This is a genomic window from Bosea sp. 685, assembly GCF_031884435.1.
In the GTDB taxonomy this organism is placed as follows: domain Bacteria; phylum Pseudomonadota; class Alphaproteobacteria; order Rhizobiales; family Beijerinckiaceae; genus Allobosea.
Genome location: NZ_CP134779.1, coordinates 3,076,703 through 3,091,131, shown reverse-complemented (window position 1 = coordinate 3,091,131; position 14,429 = coordinate 3,076,703). Strand labels below are relative to the sequence as shown.

16 protein-coding genes are annotated in these 14,429 nt (G+C 65.9%); 9 read left to right on the top strand and 7 right to left on the bottom strand.

Annotated elements, in window-relative coordinates; all coding sequences use genetic code 11:
* Nucleotides 1-76: 76 nt before the first annotated feature.
* Nucleotides 77-2,758: a type I DNA topoisomerase gene (gene topA / locus RMR04_RS16000; RefSeq protein ID WP_311915590.1), complete on the bottom strand. Its 2,682-nt coding sequence runs from the start codon at nucleotides 2,756-2,758 to the stop codon at nucleotides 77-79.
* Between the two features lie 230 nt (nucleotides 2,759-2,988).
* Here topA and panB point away from each other — a divergent pair, with 230 nt between their 5' ends.
* From panB to dprA, 6 genes are all read left to right on the top strand, one after another.
* Entirely contained in the window at nucleotides 2,989-3,810 is an 822-nt protein-coding gene (gene panB, locus RMR04_RS15995) for a 3-methyl-2-oxobutanoate hydroxymethyltransferase (RefSeq protein WP_311915589.1), read from the top strand.
* Between the two features lie 94 nt (nucleotides 3,811-3,904).
* Nucleotides 3,905-4,849: an aspartate carbamoyltransferase catalytic subunit gene (locus RMR04_RS15990; RefSeq protein WP_311915588.1), complete on the top strand. Its 945-nt coding sequence runs from the start codon at nucleotides 3,905-3,907 to the stop codon at nucleotides 4,847-4,849.
* A gap of 5 nt (nucleotides 4,850-4,854) precedes the next feature.
* The gene (locus tag RMR04_RS15985) at nucleotides 4,855-5,097 is read left to right on the top strand and encodes a hypothetical protein (protein ID WP_311915586.1); all 243 of its coding nucleotides are present in this window, start codon (nucleotides 4,855-4,857) and stop codon (nucleotides 5,095-5,097) included.
* Nucleotides 5,090-6,394 (top strand): dihydroorotase, encoded by a 1,305-nt coding sequence (pyrC, locus tag RMR04_RS15980; RefSeq protein ID WP_311915585.1) that lies wholly within the window; start codon nucleotides 5,090-5,092, stop codon nucleotides 6,392-6,394. Before RMR04_RS15985 ends, pyrC begins: the two co-directional genes overlap by 8 nt.
* 152 nt (nucleotides 6,395-6,546) lie before the next feature.
* Nucleotides 6,547-7,170, top strand: coding sequence for a glycerol-3-phosphate 1-O-acyltransferase PlsY (gene plsY, locus RMR04_RS15975; protein WP_311915584.1), 624 nt, complete (start codon nucleotides 6,547-6,549; stop codon nucleotides 7,168-7,170).
* Between the two features lie 6 nt (nucleotides 7,171-7,176).
* Nucleotides 7,177-8,388 (top strand): DNA-processing protein DprA, encoded by a 1,212-nt coding sequence (dprA, locus tag RMR04_RS15970; RefSeq protein WP_311915583.1) that lies wholly within the window; start codon nucleotides 7,177-7,179, stop codon nucleotides 8,386-8,388.
* Between the two features lie 23 nt (nucleotides 8,389-8,411).
* On the opposite strand, the gene RMR04_RS15965 is transcribed toward dprA, so the two are convergent.
* The 3 genes from RMR04_RS15965 to RMR04_RS15955 form a co-directional block, all read right to left on the bottom strand.
* Nucleotides 8,412-8,618 carry a hypothetical protein gene (locus tag RMR04_RS15965; RefSeq protein WP_311915582.1) on the bottom strand — a complete coding sequence of 69 codons (207 nt, stop codon included), beginning with the start codon at nucleotides 8,616-8,618 and terminating at the stop codon, nucleotides 8,412-8,414.
* 163 nt (nucleotides 8,619-8,781) lie between these two features.
* Complete coding sequence (locus tag RMR04_RS15960; RefSeq protein ID WP_311915580.1) at nucleotides 8,782-9,051, bottom strand: hypothetical protein; 270 nt, start codon at nucleotides 9,049-9,051, stop codon at nucleotides 8,782-8,784.
* Between the two features lie 134 nt (nucleotides 9,052-9,185).
* Nucleotides 9,186-10,109, bottom strand: a complete 924-nt coding sequence (locus RMR04_RS15955) for an AEC family transporter (RefSeq protein ID WP_311915578.1) — start codon at nucleotides 10,107-10,109, stop codon at nucleotides 9,186-9,188.
* A gap of 268 nt (nucleotides 10,110-10,377) precedes the next feature.
* Between RMR04_RS15955 and RMR04_RS15950 the strand changes: the two genes are divergently transcribed.
* Complete coding sequence (locus tag RMR04_RS15950; protein ID WP_311915577.1) at nucleotides 10,378-10,857, top strand: hypothetical protein; 480 nt, start codon at nucleotides 10,378-10,380, stop codon at nucleotides 10,855-10,857.
* A gap of 60 nt (nucleotides 10,858-10,917) precedes the next feature.
* Nucleotides 10,918-11,298, top strand: coding sequence for a hypothetical protein (locus RMR04_RS15945; protein ID WP_311915575.1), 381 nt, complete (start codon nucleotides 10,918-10,920; stop codon nucleotides 11,296-11,298).
* 106 nt (nucleotides 11,299-11,404) lie between these two features.
* Here the strand turns inward: RMR04_RS15945 and ruvX are convergent, their stop codons facing one another.
* From ruvX to RMR04_RS15930, 3 genes are all read right to left on the bottom strand, one after another.
* Nucleotides 11,405-11,929: a Holliday junction resolvase RuvX gene (gene ruvX / locus RMR04_RS15940; RefSeq protein ID WP_311915574.1), complete on the bottom strand. Its 525-nt coding sequence runs from the start codon at nucleotides 11,927-11,929 to the stop codon at nucleotides 11,405-11,407.
* 54 nt (nucleotides 11,930-11,983) lie between these two features.
* On the bottom strand, nucleotides 11,984-12,913 hold the full coding sequence (locus RMR04_RS15935) for a tripartite tricarboxylate transporter substrate-binding protein (RefSeq protein WP_311915573.1): 930 nt from the start codon (nucleotides 12,911-12,913) through the stop codon (nucleotides 11,984-11,986).
* Nucleotides 12,914-13,258: 345 nt separating this feature from the next.
* Nucleotides 13,259-14,005 (bottom strand): GntR family transcriptional regulator, encoded by a 747-nt coding sequence (locus RMR04_RS15930; RefSeq protein ID WP_311915572.1) that lies wholly within the window; start codon nucleotides 14,003-14,005, stop codon nucleotides 13,259-13,261.
* A gap of 98 nt (nucleotides 14,006-14,103) precedes the next feature.
* On the opposite strand from RMR04_RS15930, the gene RMR04_RS15925 reads away from it, so the two are divergent.
* Complete coding sequence (locus RMR04_RS15925) at nucleotides 14,104-14,391, top strand: UxaA family hydrolase (RefSeq protein ID WP_069691299.1); 288 nt, start codon at nucleotides 14,104-14,106, stop codon at nucleotides 14,389-14,391.
* Nucleotides 14,392-14,429: the final 38 nt, after the last annotated feature.

Genomic DNA, 14,429 nt, shown 5'->3' with positions numbered 1-14,429 from the left:
CTTCAACTGTAACGGCATCGGTTCTGGGTTCCGGGCTCTTCGCTGCGCGAAGCCCCGGAATGACGGCTCGGGCTGGTCAGGCCTTCGCGGCGGCTTTCGGTTTAGCCGCTGCCTTGGCTGGCGCCTTTGCCTTTGCAGTGGCTTTCGGCTTGGCTGCGGATTTCACGGCAGCCTTGGCCGGAGCCTTCGCCTTCGCCGCAGCTTTGGGCTTCCCGCCACCCTTGACGCCGCTGGCCTCGGCCTTGGCGTTGACGAGTTCGACCGCCTGTTCGAGCGTGATCGCCTCCTGCGTCATTGTCTTGGGTAGGGTCGCGTTGACCTTGCCCCAGTTGACGTAAGGGCCGTATTTGCCGGCGCGGACGACGAGCTTGCCGCCGCCCGGATGCTCACCGAGGTCGCGCCCCGGCACGGCTGCGCCACGCCCGAAACGGCTGCCACCGCCGCCGCTCTCCTTGGCGACGATCAGGTCGATGGCGCGGTTGCCGCCGAGCTCGAGGATGTCGTCATCCTTGTCGATATTGGCGTAGGTCTTGCCATGCTGGACGTAAGGCCCGTAGCGGCCGATGCCGACGAGGATTGGCTCGCCGCTCTCGGGATGCTTCGCGACCTCCCTTGGCAGCGCCAGCAGCGCCAGGGCCTTCTCCAGCGTCACGCTGGCAGCGCTCATGCCTTTGGGCAGGCTGGAGCGCTTGGGCTTCTCACCCTCGCCGAGCTGGATATAGGGCCCGAAGCGGCCGTCCCGCAGCGTGACATCGACCTCCGTGACCGGATCCTTGCCGAGGATGCGCACGCCCGGCGCGCCCTGGCCGCCCTCAGTCGTGGCTTCGCCATCGGCCGCGGAGACGGTCAGCGGCCGGGTGTAGCGGCATTCCGGATAGTTCGAACAGCCGACGAAGGCGCCGAACTTGCCGAGCTTGAGCGAGAGCGTACCGGTGCCGCAAACCTGGCAGGAGCGCGGATCGCCGCCATCCTCGCGCGCCGGGAAAACATGGGCGCCGAGCACGCCGTTCAGTGCCTCCAGCACCTCGGTGACGCGCAGATCCTTGGTTTCGCCGATCGATTTGGTGAATTCTTCCCAGAATTCGCGCAGCAGCACCTTCCAGTCGATCTCGGCGTTGGAGACCCGGTCGAGCTGTTCCTCGAGATTCGCCGTGAAGTCGAACTCGACATAGCGCTTGAAGAAGCTCTCCAGGAACGCCGTCACCAGCATGCCCTTGTCCTCGGGGACGAGGCGCTTCTTATCGATGCGGACATATTCGCGGTCGCGCAGGGTCGACAGCGTCGCGGCATAGGTCGAAGGCCGGCCGATGCCGAGCTCTTCCATGCGTTTGACGAGGCTGGCCTCCGAATAGCGCGGCGGCGGCTCCGTGAAGTGCTGGTCGGCCGCGATGGCGCGCTTCTCGAGCGGCTCGCCATCCTTCATCGCAGGCAGCTTCTTTGAGTCCTCGTCCTCCTCGTCGTCACGGCTCTCCTGATAGAGCGTCAGGAAGCCGTCGAAGAGCACGACCTGGCCGGTGGCGCGCAGTTCCAGATTGCGCGCGCTGACCTTGGCGGCAATGTCGACCGTGGTGCGTTCGAGTGAGGCCGATTCCATCTGGCTGGCGATGGTGCGCTTCCAGATCAGCTCGTAGAGCCGCGCCTGCTCGGGTTCGAGATGGCGCGCCACCATTGCGGGCAGGCGGCCGAGATCGGTCGGCCGGATCGCCTCATGGGCCTCCTGCGCGTTCTTGGCCTTGACCGTGTATTTGCGCGGAACGCCGGGAACATAGGCGTCGCCGAACTCCTTGCCGATGACGCGTCGGGCGGCGGTGATGGCCGAGCCGTCCATGTCGACGCCGTCGGTTCGCATATAGGTGATGAGGCCGACCGTCTCGCCGCCGATGTCGACGCCCTCATAGAGCCGCTGCGCCAGTTGCATCGTCCGCGCCGGGGCGAGGCCCAGCTTGCGCGAGGCCTCCTGCTGCAAGGTCGAGGTCTGGAAGGGCGGATAGGGGTGGCGCTTGACGGGCTTGGCCTCGACATTCGCCACGTTGAAGGCGGCGGTCTCCAGCGCCGCCTTGAAGGCGCGCGCCTCGTCGCCGGTGCCGATGTCGAGCCGGGTGATCTTCTTGCCGTCGGCTCCGACGAGCCGCGCGTCGAAGACGCCGCCTGCGCTGGTGGCGAGCGTGGCCACCAGCGACCAGTATTCGCGGGCCCGGAAGGCCTCGATCTCGCGCTCGCGGTCGCAGACGATGCGCAGCGCCACCGACTGGACGCGGCCGGCCGAGCGCGCGCCGGGCAATTTGCGCCAGAGCACTGGGGAGAGGGTGAAGCCGACGAGATAGTCGAGCGCCCGGCGCGCCAGATAGGCGTCGACCAGCGCCTGGTCGACCTGGCGCGGATTGGCCAGCGCCTTCTCCACGGCGTCCTTGGTCACGGCGTTAAAGGTGACGCGCTCGACGGGAATGCCCTTGAGCGCCCGCTTGGCGTTCAGCGCTTCCAGCACGTGCCAGGAGATGGCCTCGCCCTCGCGGTCCGGGTCGGTTGCGAGGATCAGCTTGTCGGCGCCTTTCAGCGCCTTGACGATCTCGGCGACCTGCTTGGCGCCGCGCCCCTCAATCTCCCACTTCATCGCGAAGTCCTGCTCAGGCTCGACGGAGCCGTCCTTGGCGGGCAGGTCGCGGATATGCCCGAACGAGGCGATGACCTCGTAATCCGAGCCGAGATATTTGTTGATCGTCTTGGCCTTGGCCGGCGACTCGACGACGAGGAGCTTCATGGTGCGTTTCAGTCTCAATGGGCGAAGGACGGGGCCGGGCAAAGCACAGGGAAAGCACTTTATGTGCCTGCCTGGCGAAGCTTGGCGCAGGGCGCGTTGATAGCGGTTCGGAATGGCGCGCGAAAGTGGTTCACGCCGTTCTCTCTGTCAAACGCCGATTATGCTTTGACCGGACCGGTGGAGGCCTTACCGGGGGCGCTGGCGTTCGACGACGATGAGTGGAGGATATTGTGTCTGTACACAGCTTGATCAAGCGCCGGACCGCGCAGGACATCCAGGCGCGCAAATCCGGCGAGCCGATCGTCTCCCTGACGGCCTATACCGCCGCGATGGCGGGCATCGTCGACGAGGTCGCTGATTTCATCCTGGTCGGCGATTCGCTCGGCATGGTGGTCTATGGGCTCGACAGCACCGTTCCGGTGACGCTGGAGATGATGATCCTGCATGGCCAGGCCGTGATGCGCGCGACGCGCCAGGCTCTCATTGTGGTCGACATGCCTTTCGGCAGCTATGAGGAAAGCCGCGAGCAGGCCCTGCGCAACGCCGCGCGCATCCTCAAGGAGACCGGTTGCGGCGCGGTCAAGCTCGAAGGCGGCGCGCGCATGGCGCAGACCATCCGCTTCCTGGTCGAGCGCGGCGTGCCGGTGATGGGCCATGTCGGCCTGACGCCGCAGGCGGTCAATACGCTCGGCGGCTTCAAGGCCCAGGGCCGCAGCAAGGTCGAGTGGCCGGCGATTCTCGCCGATGCCGAGGCGGTCGCGCAGGCGGGCGCCTTTGCGATGGTGATCGAGGCTGTCGCCGAACCGCTGGCGGTGGAGATCACCGAAAAGGTCGGTATCCCGACCATCGGCATCGGCGCGTCCGTGGCATGCGACGGCCAGATCCTCGTCCTCGACGACATGCTCGGTTTGACCGAGCGCGTGCCGAAATTCGTGAAAACCTATGGCAATCTCGCTGCTGAGGTGAGGCAGGCAGTCTCAACCTATGCCGCGGAGGTCAAGGCGCGCCGGTTCCCGGGGCAGGAGCATGTCTATGCGTTGAAGGCCGAGTGAGAGGCCGCGTGAGACGCAGCTTGGGAAAAAGGCGGGCGCGGCCGCAACCGTGCCTTGCGCAGGCCACGACTCGCGCCTAAACACCCTGCTTCAAATGACATCGCCAGCACCGCTCTACCCGCACCGCCACCTCCTCGGCATCGAGGGGTTGTCCCATCTGGACATCGAGGCGCTGTTGGACAGGGCCGACACTTATGTCGCGCTCTCCCGGCAGGTCGAAAAGAAGACGGCGACCCTGCGCGGCCGCACCCAGATCAACCTGTTCTTCGAGCCCTCGACCCGGACGCAGGCCTCCTTCGAGCTCGCCGGCAAGCGGCTCGGCGCCGACGTCATGAACATGTCGGTCGCCTCCTCTTCGGTGAAGAAGGGCGAGACGCTGATCGACACCGCAGCGACGCTGAACGCGATGCGGCCCGACATCCTGGTGGTGCGCCATCATGCGGCCGGTGCGGTCAATCTCTTGGCCCGCAAGGTCGATTGCTCCGTGGTCAATGCCGGCGACGGCGCCCATGAGCACCCGACGCAGGCGCTTCTCGACGCGCTCACCATCCGCCGCAACAAGGGCCGCATCGCCGGGCTGACGGTGGCGATCTGCGGCGACATCCTGCATTCGCGCGTCGCCCGCTCCAACATCATCCTTTTGAACGCGCTCGGCGCGAAAGTCCGCCTGATCGCCCCCTCGACCCTGCTGCCGGCCGGCATCGAGCGCATGGGCGTCGCTGTCTTCACCGACATGAAGAAGGGGTTGGAAGGCGCTGACATCGTGATGATGCTGCGCCTGCAGCTCGAACGCATGCATGGTGCGTTCGTGCCGTCCCCAAAGGAGTATTTCCGCTATTTCGGGCTCGATCGCGACAAGCTCGACTCAGCCCAGCCGGACGCGCTCGTGATGCATCCAGGCCCGATGAACCGCGGCGTCGAGATCTCCTCCGAGGTCGCCGACGGCGCACAGTCATTGATCCGTGAACAGGTCGAGATGGGCGTTGCCGTCCGCATGGCCGTACTTGATGCGCTCGCCCAGCACCTGCCGAATGGCTGAGCGCAGTGGACCTCGCCCTTGCCCTGCTGCTGAAGCTGATGCGCCGGGTCCGATACGTCTTCGTGGCGCTCTATCTCGTCGTCTCCGCCGGGTTCCTCTACGCCGAGCCTCGCTCGGGCTGGACCTGGTTCATCGTCGCCGCGGGTGCCGTTTTATGTCTGGCGTTCTGGGGGCTGGTGGGCTTCTGGACTTATGCCGTCGCGCGCAGGCAGAGCCGTGACGGCAGGAATGGAACCGACCATGGCTGAACTTCAGGACATCGCGATCGTCAACGCCCGGCTCGTCGATCCGGCGACGGGGCGCGACGAGCGCGGTTCGCTCCTCATCCGGTCTGGCCTGATCGCGGACGTCGTCTGGGGCGGCGCGCGCCCGGCCGTCGCGGAAGGCACGCAGCTGATCGATGCGGGCGGCCTGGTTCTGGCGCCGGGGCTGGTCGATCTGCGCGCCTTTCTCGGCGAGCCAGGGGCCGAATTCCGCGAAACGCTTGGCACCGGCTCGCAAGCCGCCGCCGCAGGCGGCGTCACCACGGTCGTCTGCCGGCCCGATACCGATCCGCCGATCGACGACCCCGCGATCATCGACTTCATCAAGCGCCGCGCCCGCGACAAGGCGATTGTCAACGTCCTGCCGTCGGCCGCCCTGACCAAGGGCATGCTGGGCAAGGAGATCACCGAGTTCGGCCTGTTGCTGGAAGCCGGCGCGGTGGCGTTCGGCGATGGTGCCAAGGCGGTCCGCAATCCGCAATTGCTGCGTCGGGCGATGATCTACGCCCGCGATTTCGACGCGCTGTTGATGAACCATGTCGAGGATCCCGATCTGCGCGGTTCGGGCGTCATGAACGAGGGCGAATTCGCCAGCCGAAAGGGGCTGCCGGGCATCCCCCACGAGGCCGAGACCGTGATGCTGGAGCGCGACATCCGGCTCGCACGGGCGACCGGCTCGCGCTACCACGCGGCGATGATTTCCTGCGCGGAATCGGTCGAGCTGGTGCGCCGGGCCAAGGCATCGGGACTGCGCGTCACCTGCGGCGTCTCGATCAACAACCTGACGCTGAACGAGAACGATGTCGGGGACTATCGCACCTTCTGCAAGGTCTCCCCGCCCTTGCGCCATGAGCAGGAGCGCCTCGCCATGGTCGCGGCGCTGGCTGAGGGCGTCATCGACGTCGTGGTGTCCGATCATGATCCCCAGGACGTCGAGACCAAGCGCCAGCCCTTTGCGGAAGCCGCCGATGGCGCGCTCGGCATCGAGACCTTACTGCCGGCCGCCCTGCGCATGGTCCATGCCGGGCAGATCGGCCTCGCCACGCTGCTGGCTTCGCTCTCGGCGCGGCCGGCCGGTCTGCTGGGCCTGGCCGGCGGCCGGCTTGCGGTGGGCGCGCCCGCTGACCTCGCCTTGTTCGATCCCGACGCCCCCCATGTCGTCGACAAGCGCAAGCTCAAATCGCGCGCCAAGAACTCGCCTTTCGACGAGGCCAAGCTCGAAGGGCTGGTGCGCACGACGCTGGTCGCGGGCAGGGTGGTCTATCACGACGACGCGGTCTAGATCAGGTTTCCCGCATTCGGACGGCATCATCAGAATGCGGGAAACCTGATCGATTCCAGGAGTTGAGAGCATTGCTCTTGCGAAAAACCGGTACCCACTTTTTCGCGCAATGCTCTAAGCTCCCGCGTGCGGGCTGAGACGAGAGGGGCGGCATGCCGGACTGGATGAATTTGGGCTTGTCATGGCCCTCTCTCTGTGCGGCCCTCGCCATCGGCTATCTGCTCGGCTCGATTCCCTTCGGGATCATCCTGACGCGCCTGTCGGGCGGACCGGATCTGCGAAGCATCGGCTCGGGCAATATCGGCGCGACCAATGTGCTGCGCACCGGCAACAAGAAGCTCGCGGCGCTGACGCTGGCCGGCGATATGCTCAAGGGCACGGCGGCGGTGCTGCTCGGCGCCTATCTGGTCGGCGGCAAGAGCGCCGCCCTGCTGGCAGGGTTCGGAGCCTTTCTCGGCCATCTCTTCCCGGTCTGGCTGCGCTTTTGCGGCGGCAAGGGCGTCGCCACCTATCTCGGTATCCTGATCGGGCTGAAATGGCCGATTGCCGTTACTTTTGCCGCGATCTGGCTCAGCGTCGCCTATCTCAGCCGGTATTCCTCGGTCTCGGCGCTGCTGGCGAGCGTGCTGGCACCGCTCCTGCTCTGGTTCTGGGCGCATGAATACCAGATGGCGTCAGTAATGGCGCTGCTCACCGTGCTGCTCTGGTACATGCACCGGGAGAACATCGCGCGGCTGCTCGGCGGCCGCGAAGGCAAGATCGGCCAGAAGGACTGAACGGGCATGGCTGGCGTCGCCCTCACCGATCGCCAGCGCCTGGATTGGCTGAGACTGATCCGCAGCGAAAGCGTCGGCCCGCGCACCTTCCGCGCCTTGATGAACCGCTTCGGCGGTGCGGCCGCGGCGCTTGAAGCCCTGCCGGATCTCGCACGGCAGTCCGGCCGCACGCTGCGGCTCTGCACGCCGGCCGAGGCCGAGCGTGAGTTCGCGGCTCTGCGGCATCAGGGCGGCCGTTTGATCGCCCTGGGCGAGGCGGCCTATCCGAGGCCCTTGCAGGCGATCGATTCGGCGCCGCCCTTGCTGGCAGTGATCGGGGCAACTGATGCCCTGCTGCGGCCTTGCGTTGCGCTCGTCGGCTCGCGCAATGCCTCCGCCGCCGGGCAGAAATTCACAGCCAGGCTGGCGCGCGATCTGGGCGAGGCGGGTTTCGTCGTGGTCTCGGGGCTGGCGCGCGGCATCGACACCGCAGCCCATGAGGCGAGCCTCAAGACCGGAACGATCGCCGTGCTGGCCGGCGGTCTCGACGAGGTCTATCCGCCTCAGAATGAGCCCTTGTTCCGGCGGCTTCTGGAGACCGGGGCCGGGATCAGCGAGATGCCGATGGGCTGGGCGCCGCGCGGGCGCGATTTTCCGCGGCGCAACCGGCTCGTCTCCGGGCTGTCCTTGGGAACCGTGGTGGTCGAAGCGGCCCGCAAATCGGGCTCGCTGATCACGGCGCGCTTCGCCAATGAGCAAGGCCGGCAGGTTTTCGCGGTTCCCGGTTCGCCGCTCGATCCGCGCGCCGAGGGGGGCAACCATCTGATTCGTGAGGGCGCGACGCTTTGTGCGGAAGCCGCTCACGTCATCGAGGCGCTGCTGCCGCTGGTCGAGTTCGAGCAGAGGCCTGGCGGCAGCGGAGCCGTGATGCGGGATGGCGCGGGTGAGGCTCCACCGCACCCGCTATGGGACGAGCTCGATCTGCCTGGGATTACGCCCGCGCCGACGACGGAATTTCCGGCGGAAACGGCTTGGCAGGACAAGGTCTTGCCGTCGCAGACTGGCGATCAGGGCATCAACCTGCTCGATCTGCTTGGCGCTGCGCCGATCTCGATCGACGATCTCGTTCGTGCCAGCGGCCGTTCCGCCCGCGACGTCAGCCGCGAGCTTCTGGAGCTGGAGCTTTCAGGCACGGTTTTGCGGCAGCCAGGCGGCTTGCTGACGCGCCTGATGCCCTGAGGTGTGGGCCGTACGAGAGGCCGTCAGTGATCGGGGCGGCAACGCTCGGTCTGGTCGCTCGCTTCCTGGCGCGTCAGTTCGAGGAAATAGACCAGATGCCGCAGATCGGCGGCACGCGCCATTGTGCCGAGCTCGATGAGCAGCAATTCGATGTAGCGCGAGACCTCGAACTGGAGCTGGCGTTGCTGGGCGGCGCAGCCATCGATCGCACCGGCTGGCGCGGCGGCCATGGCGGACGAAGCTTCGCGGCTCTTGCGCGGTTGGCTTCCAGGGAGGGCTTGGCTGGGGTCGGCTGCAGCAGTCACGTCTATGCCTCCATTGGGTGCAATTATATAAGATTGCAACCTATAGTTTAACAAAGATTGACCTGGGTTGGCCCTGTTCCTTGCCGGTTCACATCAGGGTCGCGCCGGTCTCGCGCTTGAGCTGGATGGAGGCCTCGAGCCTCGCCATGTCCAGGAAATAGGCGAGGGTCTCCATCTCGGTGGATTTAGCCATCCGGAGCAGCTCCGCGCTCATGCGCTCGATGTAGAGCACGGTCGCCTGCTGCAATTCGGAGAGCTGTGGCCCGTCGGCGAGCATCGCGACGGGCGAGGCGGAGCGAGCGCCGCCGTGCACGGCGCTGCCGGAGCGTGGAAAGGTAATTCGTCCTCGCGGTATCATGGGGCCGAACTCCCGTGATCATGCGCGCGATGTCGCGCGACATCTGGATCTCATCCATATCCGCGTGGTCTTATGAAAGCACAATCAATGCGTGTAAAATTGGATCTGCCTGTCCTGAACATGGTAGAGACCGCTCAGGTGAGGACGAGCACCGCCAGCGGCAAGGTGCCGAGCGCGAGCAAGGTCTGCATCGTCGTGATCTCGGCCATCAGCGGCGCGTCGCCACCGAGGTCGCGCGCCAGGAAATAGGCGGCCGTGGCGGTAGGGACGGCGGCGGCGACCACCGTCATCGTCAGGGCAGGCCCGGAGACGCCAAGCTGCCGGGCGAGCGTCCAGGCCAGCACCGGCATGACGACGAGCTTGAGCGCGATGGCCAGGCCATGAGCGAGCCGGGGCCTGGCGAGGCGGCCCAGATCGAGCCCGGCCCCTACCACCAGCAGCCCGATGCCGAGCGCGGCGCGGCCCAGAATGTCGACATAGGTCGCGACCGCGACCGGGAGCAGCCACTGCAGCTGGTTGAGGATCAGCCCGAGAGCCGACGACCAGATAAAGGGGTTGAGCGCGACCGAGCGCACTGTCGCAGCCGCGCTCATCGGTTGCCCGTTGGCGTAGCGCGCCAGCACGATCACGCACATCACGTTCAGCAGCGGGATCATAGCCGCCACCGCGATGGCCATCATCGTCGCGCCGTCGCGGCCCAGGAGCCCCGAGGCAAGCGCCAGGCCCACAAAGGTGTTCCAACGCACCGAGCCCTGGAAGATCGAGGTAAAGGCCGGACCCTCGATCCCGAGGCGCCGCAGCAGGGGGCGGCTCAACAGAAGGGCCGCGGCGACGCAGAGTATGGTCAGGATCAGGCTCAGGCCCATTGCCAGCACAGGCAGGCGGCTCAGATCGGCGACAGCCAGGGTATGGATCACGACCGCGGGAAACAGCACCTGATAGGTCAGGCGCTCGACGCCGCTCCAATGCGCCGCCGTGACGAAGCCCGCAGTCTTGAGGCCCCAGCCCGTTGCGATCACCAGGAAGACGGCGACGAGGCTGTTGATCATCGGGCTCATGTCGCGGGCGCATCCAGGTGATGGCTGCCGGTCGCGGCGGGCTGGCGGCGCCCGGAATCGGAACAAGCGGCCGAGACGCTCGTTGTTGAGACCGAGAGCATCGTCGAGGCGGGCCATTCTCCTGTCATGGCGATGAGGCCCGGACAAGGGCGCAGAGGAATGGGCGGCCTGCTGTCGCCGCAATACTGCCGCGATTGGTTCAGGCCGTGTTCAAGCCGGCGCAGGCATCTTGTGGATGCTGCTGCTGACCACCTCAGGAGATACCATCATGGCTTCCAAGAGGACTGTTTTCATTGCGGGCAAGACTTTCATGGCGGGCGTGACGGCTGCGGCTATCGCAGGCGCGGGGCTCGTGACGCCATCCCTCGTGACACCTGCCTTCGCAAGCGAGGCCCGACTGCGGGTCGATGCGCAGAGGCTCGACGCGGCTCCTGCCGAGTACAGCTATTATCGCGGCTATCGTCGCGGTTGGCATGGCGGGCGCGGTGCGGCCGTCGCTGGTGCGGTTGGCCTCGGCATCCTCGGCGCGGCGGCAATCGCCTCGAGCCGCCCGGCCTATGCCGATCCCTATGACGGCTATGATGAGGGCTACAGCTATTATGCCCCGCGCCGCCCGGTCTATTACGAGCCGGAACCTGTCTATGAGGCGCCGGTCTACGCCCCGCGCTACCAGTACTATCAAGGTGGCTACGACTCACGCTATCGCTCCCGTAACGGAACGGTCGATCCGGCTCGCGGCGGTCGTTGACACACAAAATGCGGGCCCGGCTGGAAAGGCCGGGCCTGACGACATGACTGGGGGAATTCGATGTCTTACGATCGCAAGGCGATATGGCTTTGCCTTGGCCTCGTGGCGTCCGCCATTGGCGGAGCCGGGTCGGCCTCGGCCCAGTATAATCGCGGCTATGACCGCGATCCCGATTATGACCGGCGCAACGGCTATGAGCGCAGGGACGGCTACGAGCGTAGGGACCGCTATGACCGGCGCGATGGTTACCGTCGCGATGATCGCGGTGGCTACGATCAGGGCCGGCGCGGCTCTGATCAGGGTCCCGGCGCCCGCCCCGGTCCAGGCCGGGGCAACAGCAATCCTCTCGCCGGCATGAGCCTTGAGGACCAGAAGCGCGCGATCAAGAACCAGCGCGAAGCCGAGAAGAAGCTGATCAAGCGCGGGCTCCTCGGGCAGTGAATCAGGCTTTTTAGCCCGTCTAAAGCCTTGTTTTATCGCATTTTCTCCGCGCAAACGCTTCGCGTTTGTCGCGAGGGAACCGGTGTCCACTTCGCTCGAAAATGCTCTAACGCGCCGCGTCGGCTCCATCCGTCGCGGCGTCGTCATGTCCGGCATCGTCCGGTTCCATGCGCATCAACCGGTCGAGCGCGCCTTGCAGGATGTAAGCGGCAGCCATCTTGTCGACGACCTCGGCCCGCTTGGCGCGTGAGGCGTCGGCGAACAGCAAGGTGCGGGTGACGGCCATGGTCGACATGCGCTCGTCCCAATAGGCGACCGGCAGCGGCGTGAGCGGTGCCAGATTGCGCACAAAGGCGCGCGTCGACTGAACGCGCGGCCCTTCCGAGCCGTCCATGTTGAGCGGCAGGCCGATGATCAGCCCTGCGATGGCGTGGCTCTGCGCGATCTTGAGCAGGGCCGCTGCATCGAGCCCGAACTTGACCCGGCGGATCGTCTCCAGAGGCGTCGCGATCTGCCGCTCGACGTCGGACAAGGCGAGCCCGATCGTCTTAGTGCCGAGATCGAGCCCGAGCAATCGGGCATGGTCGGGCAGGTCCAGGAAGGTTTCGAGCGGCACGACATTGCTTGACATGCCATGGCCGGTAGCACGCGCCGCCTATCGAGGCGAGCGGCGCGTTCTATCCGCTCAGTTCACATTCTGCGGCGAGATGCCGGCCGCTTGCAGTGAGGCCGCCCATTTCGTGATCTCCGCGTTGAAGCGCTTCGCATGCGCCTCGCGGGTCCAGTCGCTCTCCGGGAAAACCTGGGTGCCGGCCGATTTGAAGCGCTCGAGCAGGGTAGGATCCTTGAGTGCTGCCCTGAGCGCGCCATTGAGCTTGTCGAGCACAGGTGCGGGCGTGCCTTTCGGGGCGTAGAGTCCGTGCCAGATCGTCATCTCGAGGTCGGTGCCGCTCTCGCGCGCCGTCGGCGTATTGGGCAGGACATCGAGGCGCTGGGGCGAGGTCACGGCATAGGCGCGGATCTTGTCGCCCTGGATCTGCGGCACGGCCGTGGTCGACTGGTCGCAGAGCAGATCGACCTGTCCGGAAACGAGGTCATTCATCGCAGGACCAGTGCCGCGATAGGCGACCTGGGTGAACTTCACACCAAGCGCCTGGCCCAGCAACACGGCGCAGAGATGCGCGTTCGAGCCGATGCCGGCATGGGCGATCGTCAGCTTCTCGGCCTGAAGCCTGGCATAGGGAAAGAACGCCTTGGCATCGACCGGCGGCAAGGCGAGCTTGCCTGCGAGCACCATCGGCCCGGCATTGATCAGGCCGACCGGTGCGAAGGCCGTGCGTGTATCATAGCTCAGATTGCCGTAGAGCGCGGGTGCCGCGGCAAGCGCGAGATGGTGGATCAGCAGCGTATGCCCATCGGGCTCCGCCGAGGCGAGGCGCCGCGCGCCAGCCGTGCCGCCGGCGCCGGCGACGTTCTCGACGAGGATCGGCTGACCGAGCGTGCGCCCCATATGGTCGCCGACCAGGCGGGCGATGACGTCGCTGGGGCCCCCGGCGGCGAAGGGTACGATCAGGGCGATCGGCTTGCTGGGAAAGCTTTGCGCCCATGCCGGCATGGCAAGCCCGAGGGCCAGCAGGCCTCCGAGCGCTAGAGCAATTTTCGATCCAATTGGATCGTTCAATGGCCCTAGCCCTTTGTCTTGACGCGTTTTCTTCACGCGAACCGGTATCCACTTCGCTCGAAAACGCTCCAGAGCATTGCGCGAAAAAGTGGGTACCGATTTTTCGCAAGAGCAATGCTCTAAGCCATTAGAATCGGTCACGTTTTTCGCATTCGGACGATTCCGTCCGAATGCGACGTGATCTAGGTGTCTCATCGTGTTCGCTGGCATCCATTTCCTCCGGTTTTGAAACCGCTCTGCGGCGGCTTGGTGGGAAAGCGAGCGATCGGACCTGGCGCGTCAGCGCAGGTCGGACAGGTAGTGGGCCTCCTTGGTCAGGCAGATGCTCAGGCGTCGCTCGACCGGCGAGCCATCGAGCGAAAAGGCGATGCGGTCGATCCGCAGGGCAGGTGTGCCGGCGGGGGCTGCGAGCAGGCTGGCCTCGTCGGCGTCGAGCGCCACGGCCTTCAAGCGCTCCCGCGCATGGGCGATCGTCACGCCGTAGCGTGCGGCGAACAGGCTGTAGAGATTATTGGGGATCGGCCCCGCTTCCAGTCCCGGAAAGACGCGCTGCGGCAAGGTTAGCGTCTCCAGAATGATCGGGACGGCATCGAGTGACCGCAGCCGGCGGATACGGATGATTTCGGCTTCACTGTCGAGATCGAGCGCTGCGCATTCGGCTTCATCGGCCTTGCCGGCCTCCACCCCCAGCACGGTGCTGTCGGGAAAGCGGCGCTCGCCATCGTCGTGAACCAGCTTGAAGAACTGGAACAGGATGCGCCGCTCGTCATGCTCGGCGACGAAGGTGCCGCGGCCCTGGCGGCGCACCAGCAGGTTCTCGGCAGCGAGCTCGTCGAGCGCCTTGCGTACCGTGCCCTGGCTGACGCCGATCTCGGTGGCGAGCTGGCCTTCGCTGGGCAGACTTTCGCCCGGCGCCCAGACGCCATCCACGAGCCGCCTGACGAAGATCGCCTTGACCTGCCGGTAGAGCGGCCGGAAGCCGAGCGGCTCGGCTGTGTCGGCGACGCTGCGCCGGGGATTTTCCATCTTGTGCACACTCATATGTCTTATATAAGACTCGGCATCATTCAGGTCGAGCGCCGATTTTCCGGGCCGATCTGGCGTCACTCCCGGAGGAGCCCCGAATGAGCAAGCCCCATCTCCTGGTCCATGAAAAGAAGGACACTGTCGGCGTCGTCGTCGTCGAAGGCCTCAAGGCCGGCACGGACATGCTCGGCGTCGTCACTCATGACAATTCCGATTTTCGCCTGACCGCCAAGATGGACATCCCGATCGGCCACAAGGTCGCGCTCAAGGACATCAAGGCGGGCGATACGATCTGGAAATACGGCCAGGACATCGGCAAGGCCGTCGCCGATGTGAAGCGGGGCGAGCATCTGCACGTCCACAACGCCAAGACCAAGCGCTGGTGAGGCCAAACGCTGGTGAGATTCTTCGCTGAGGAAACCGG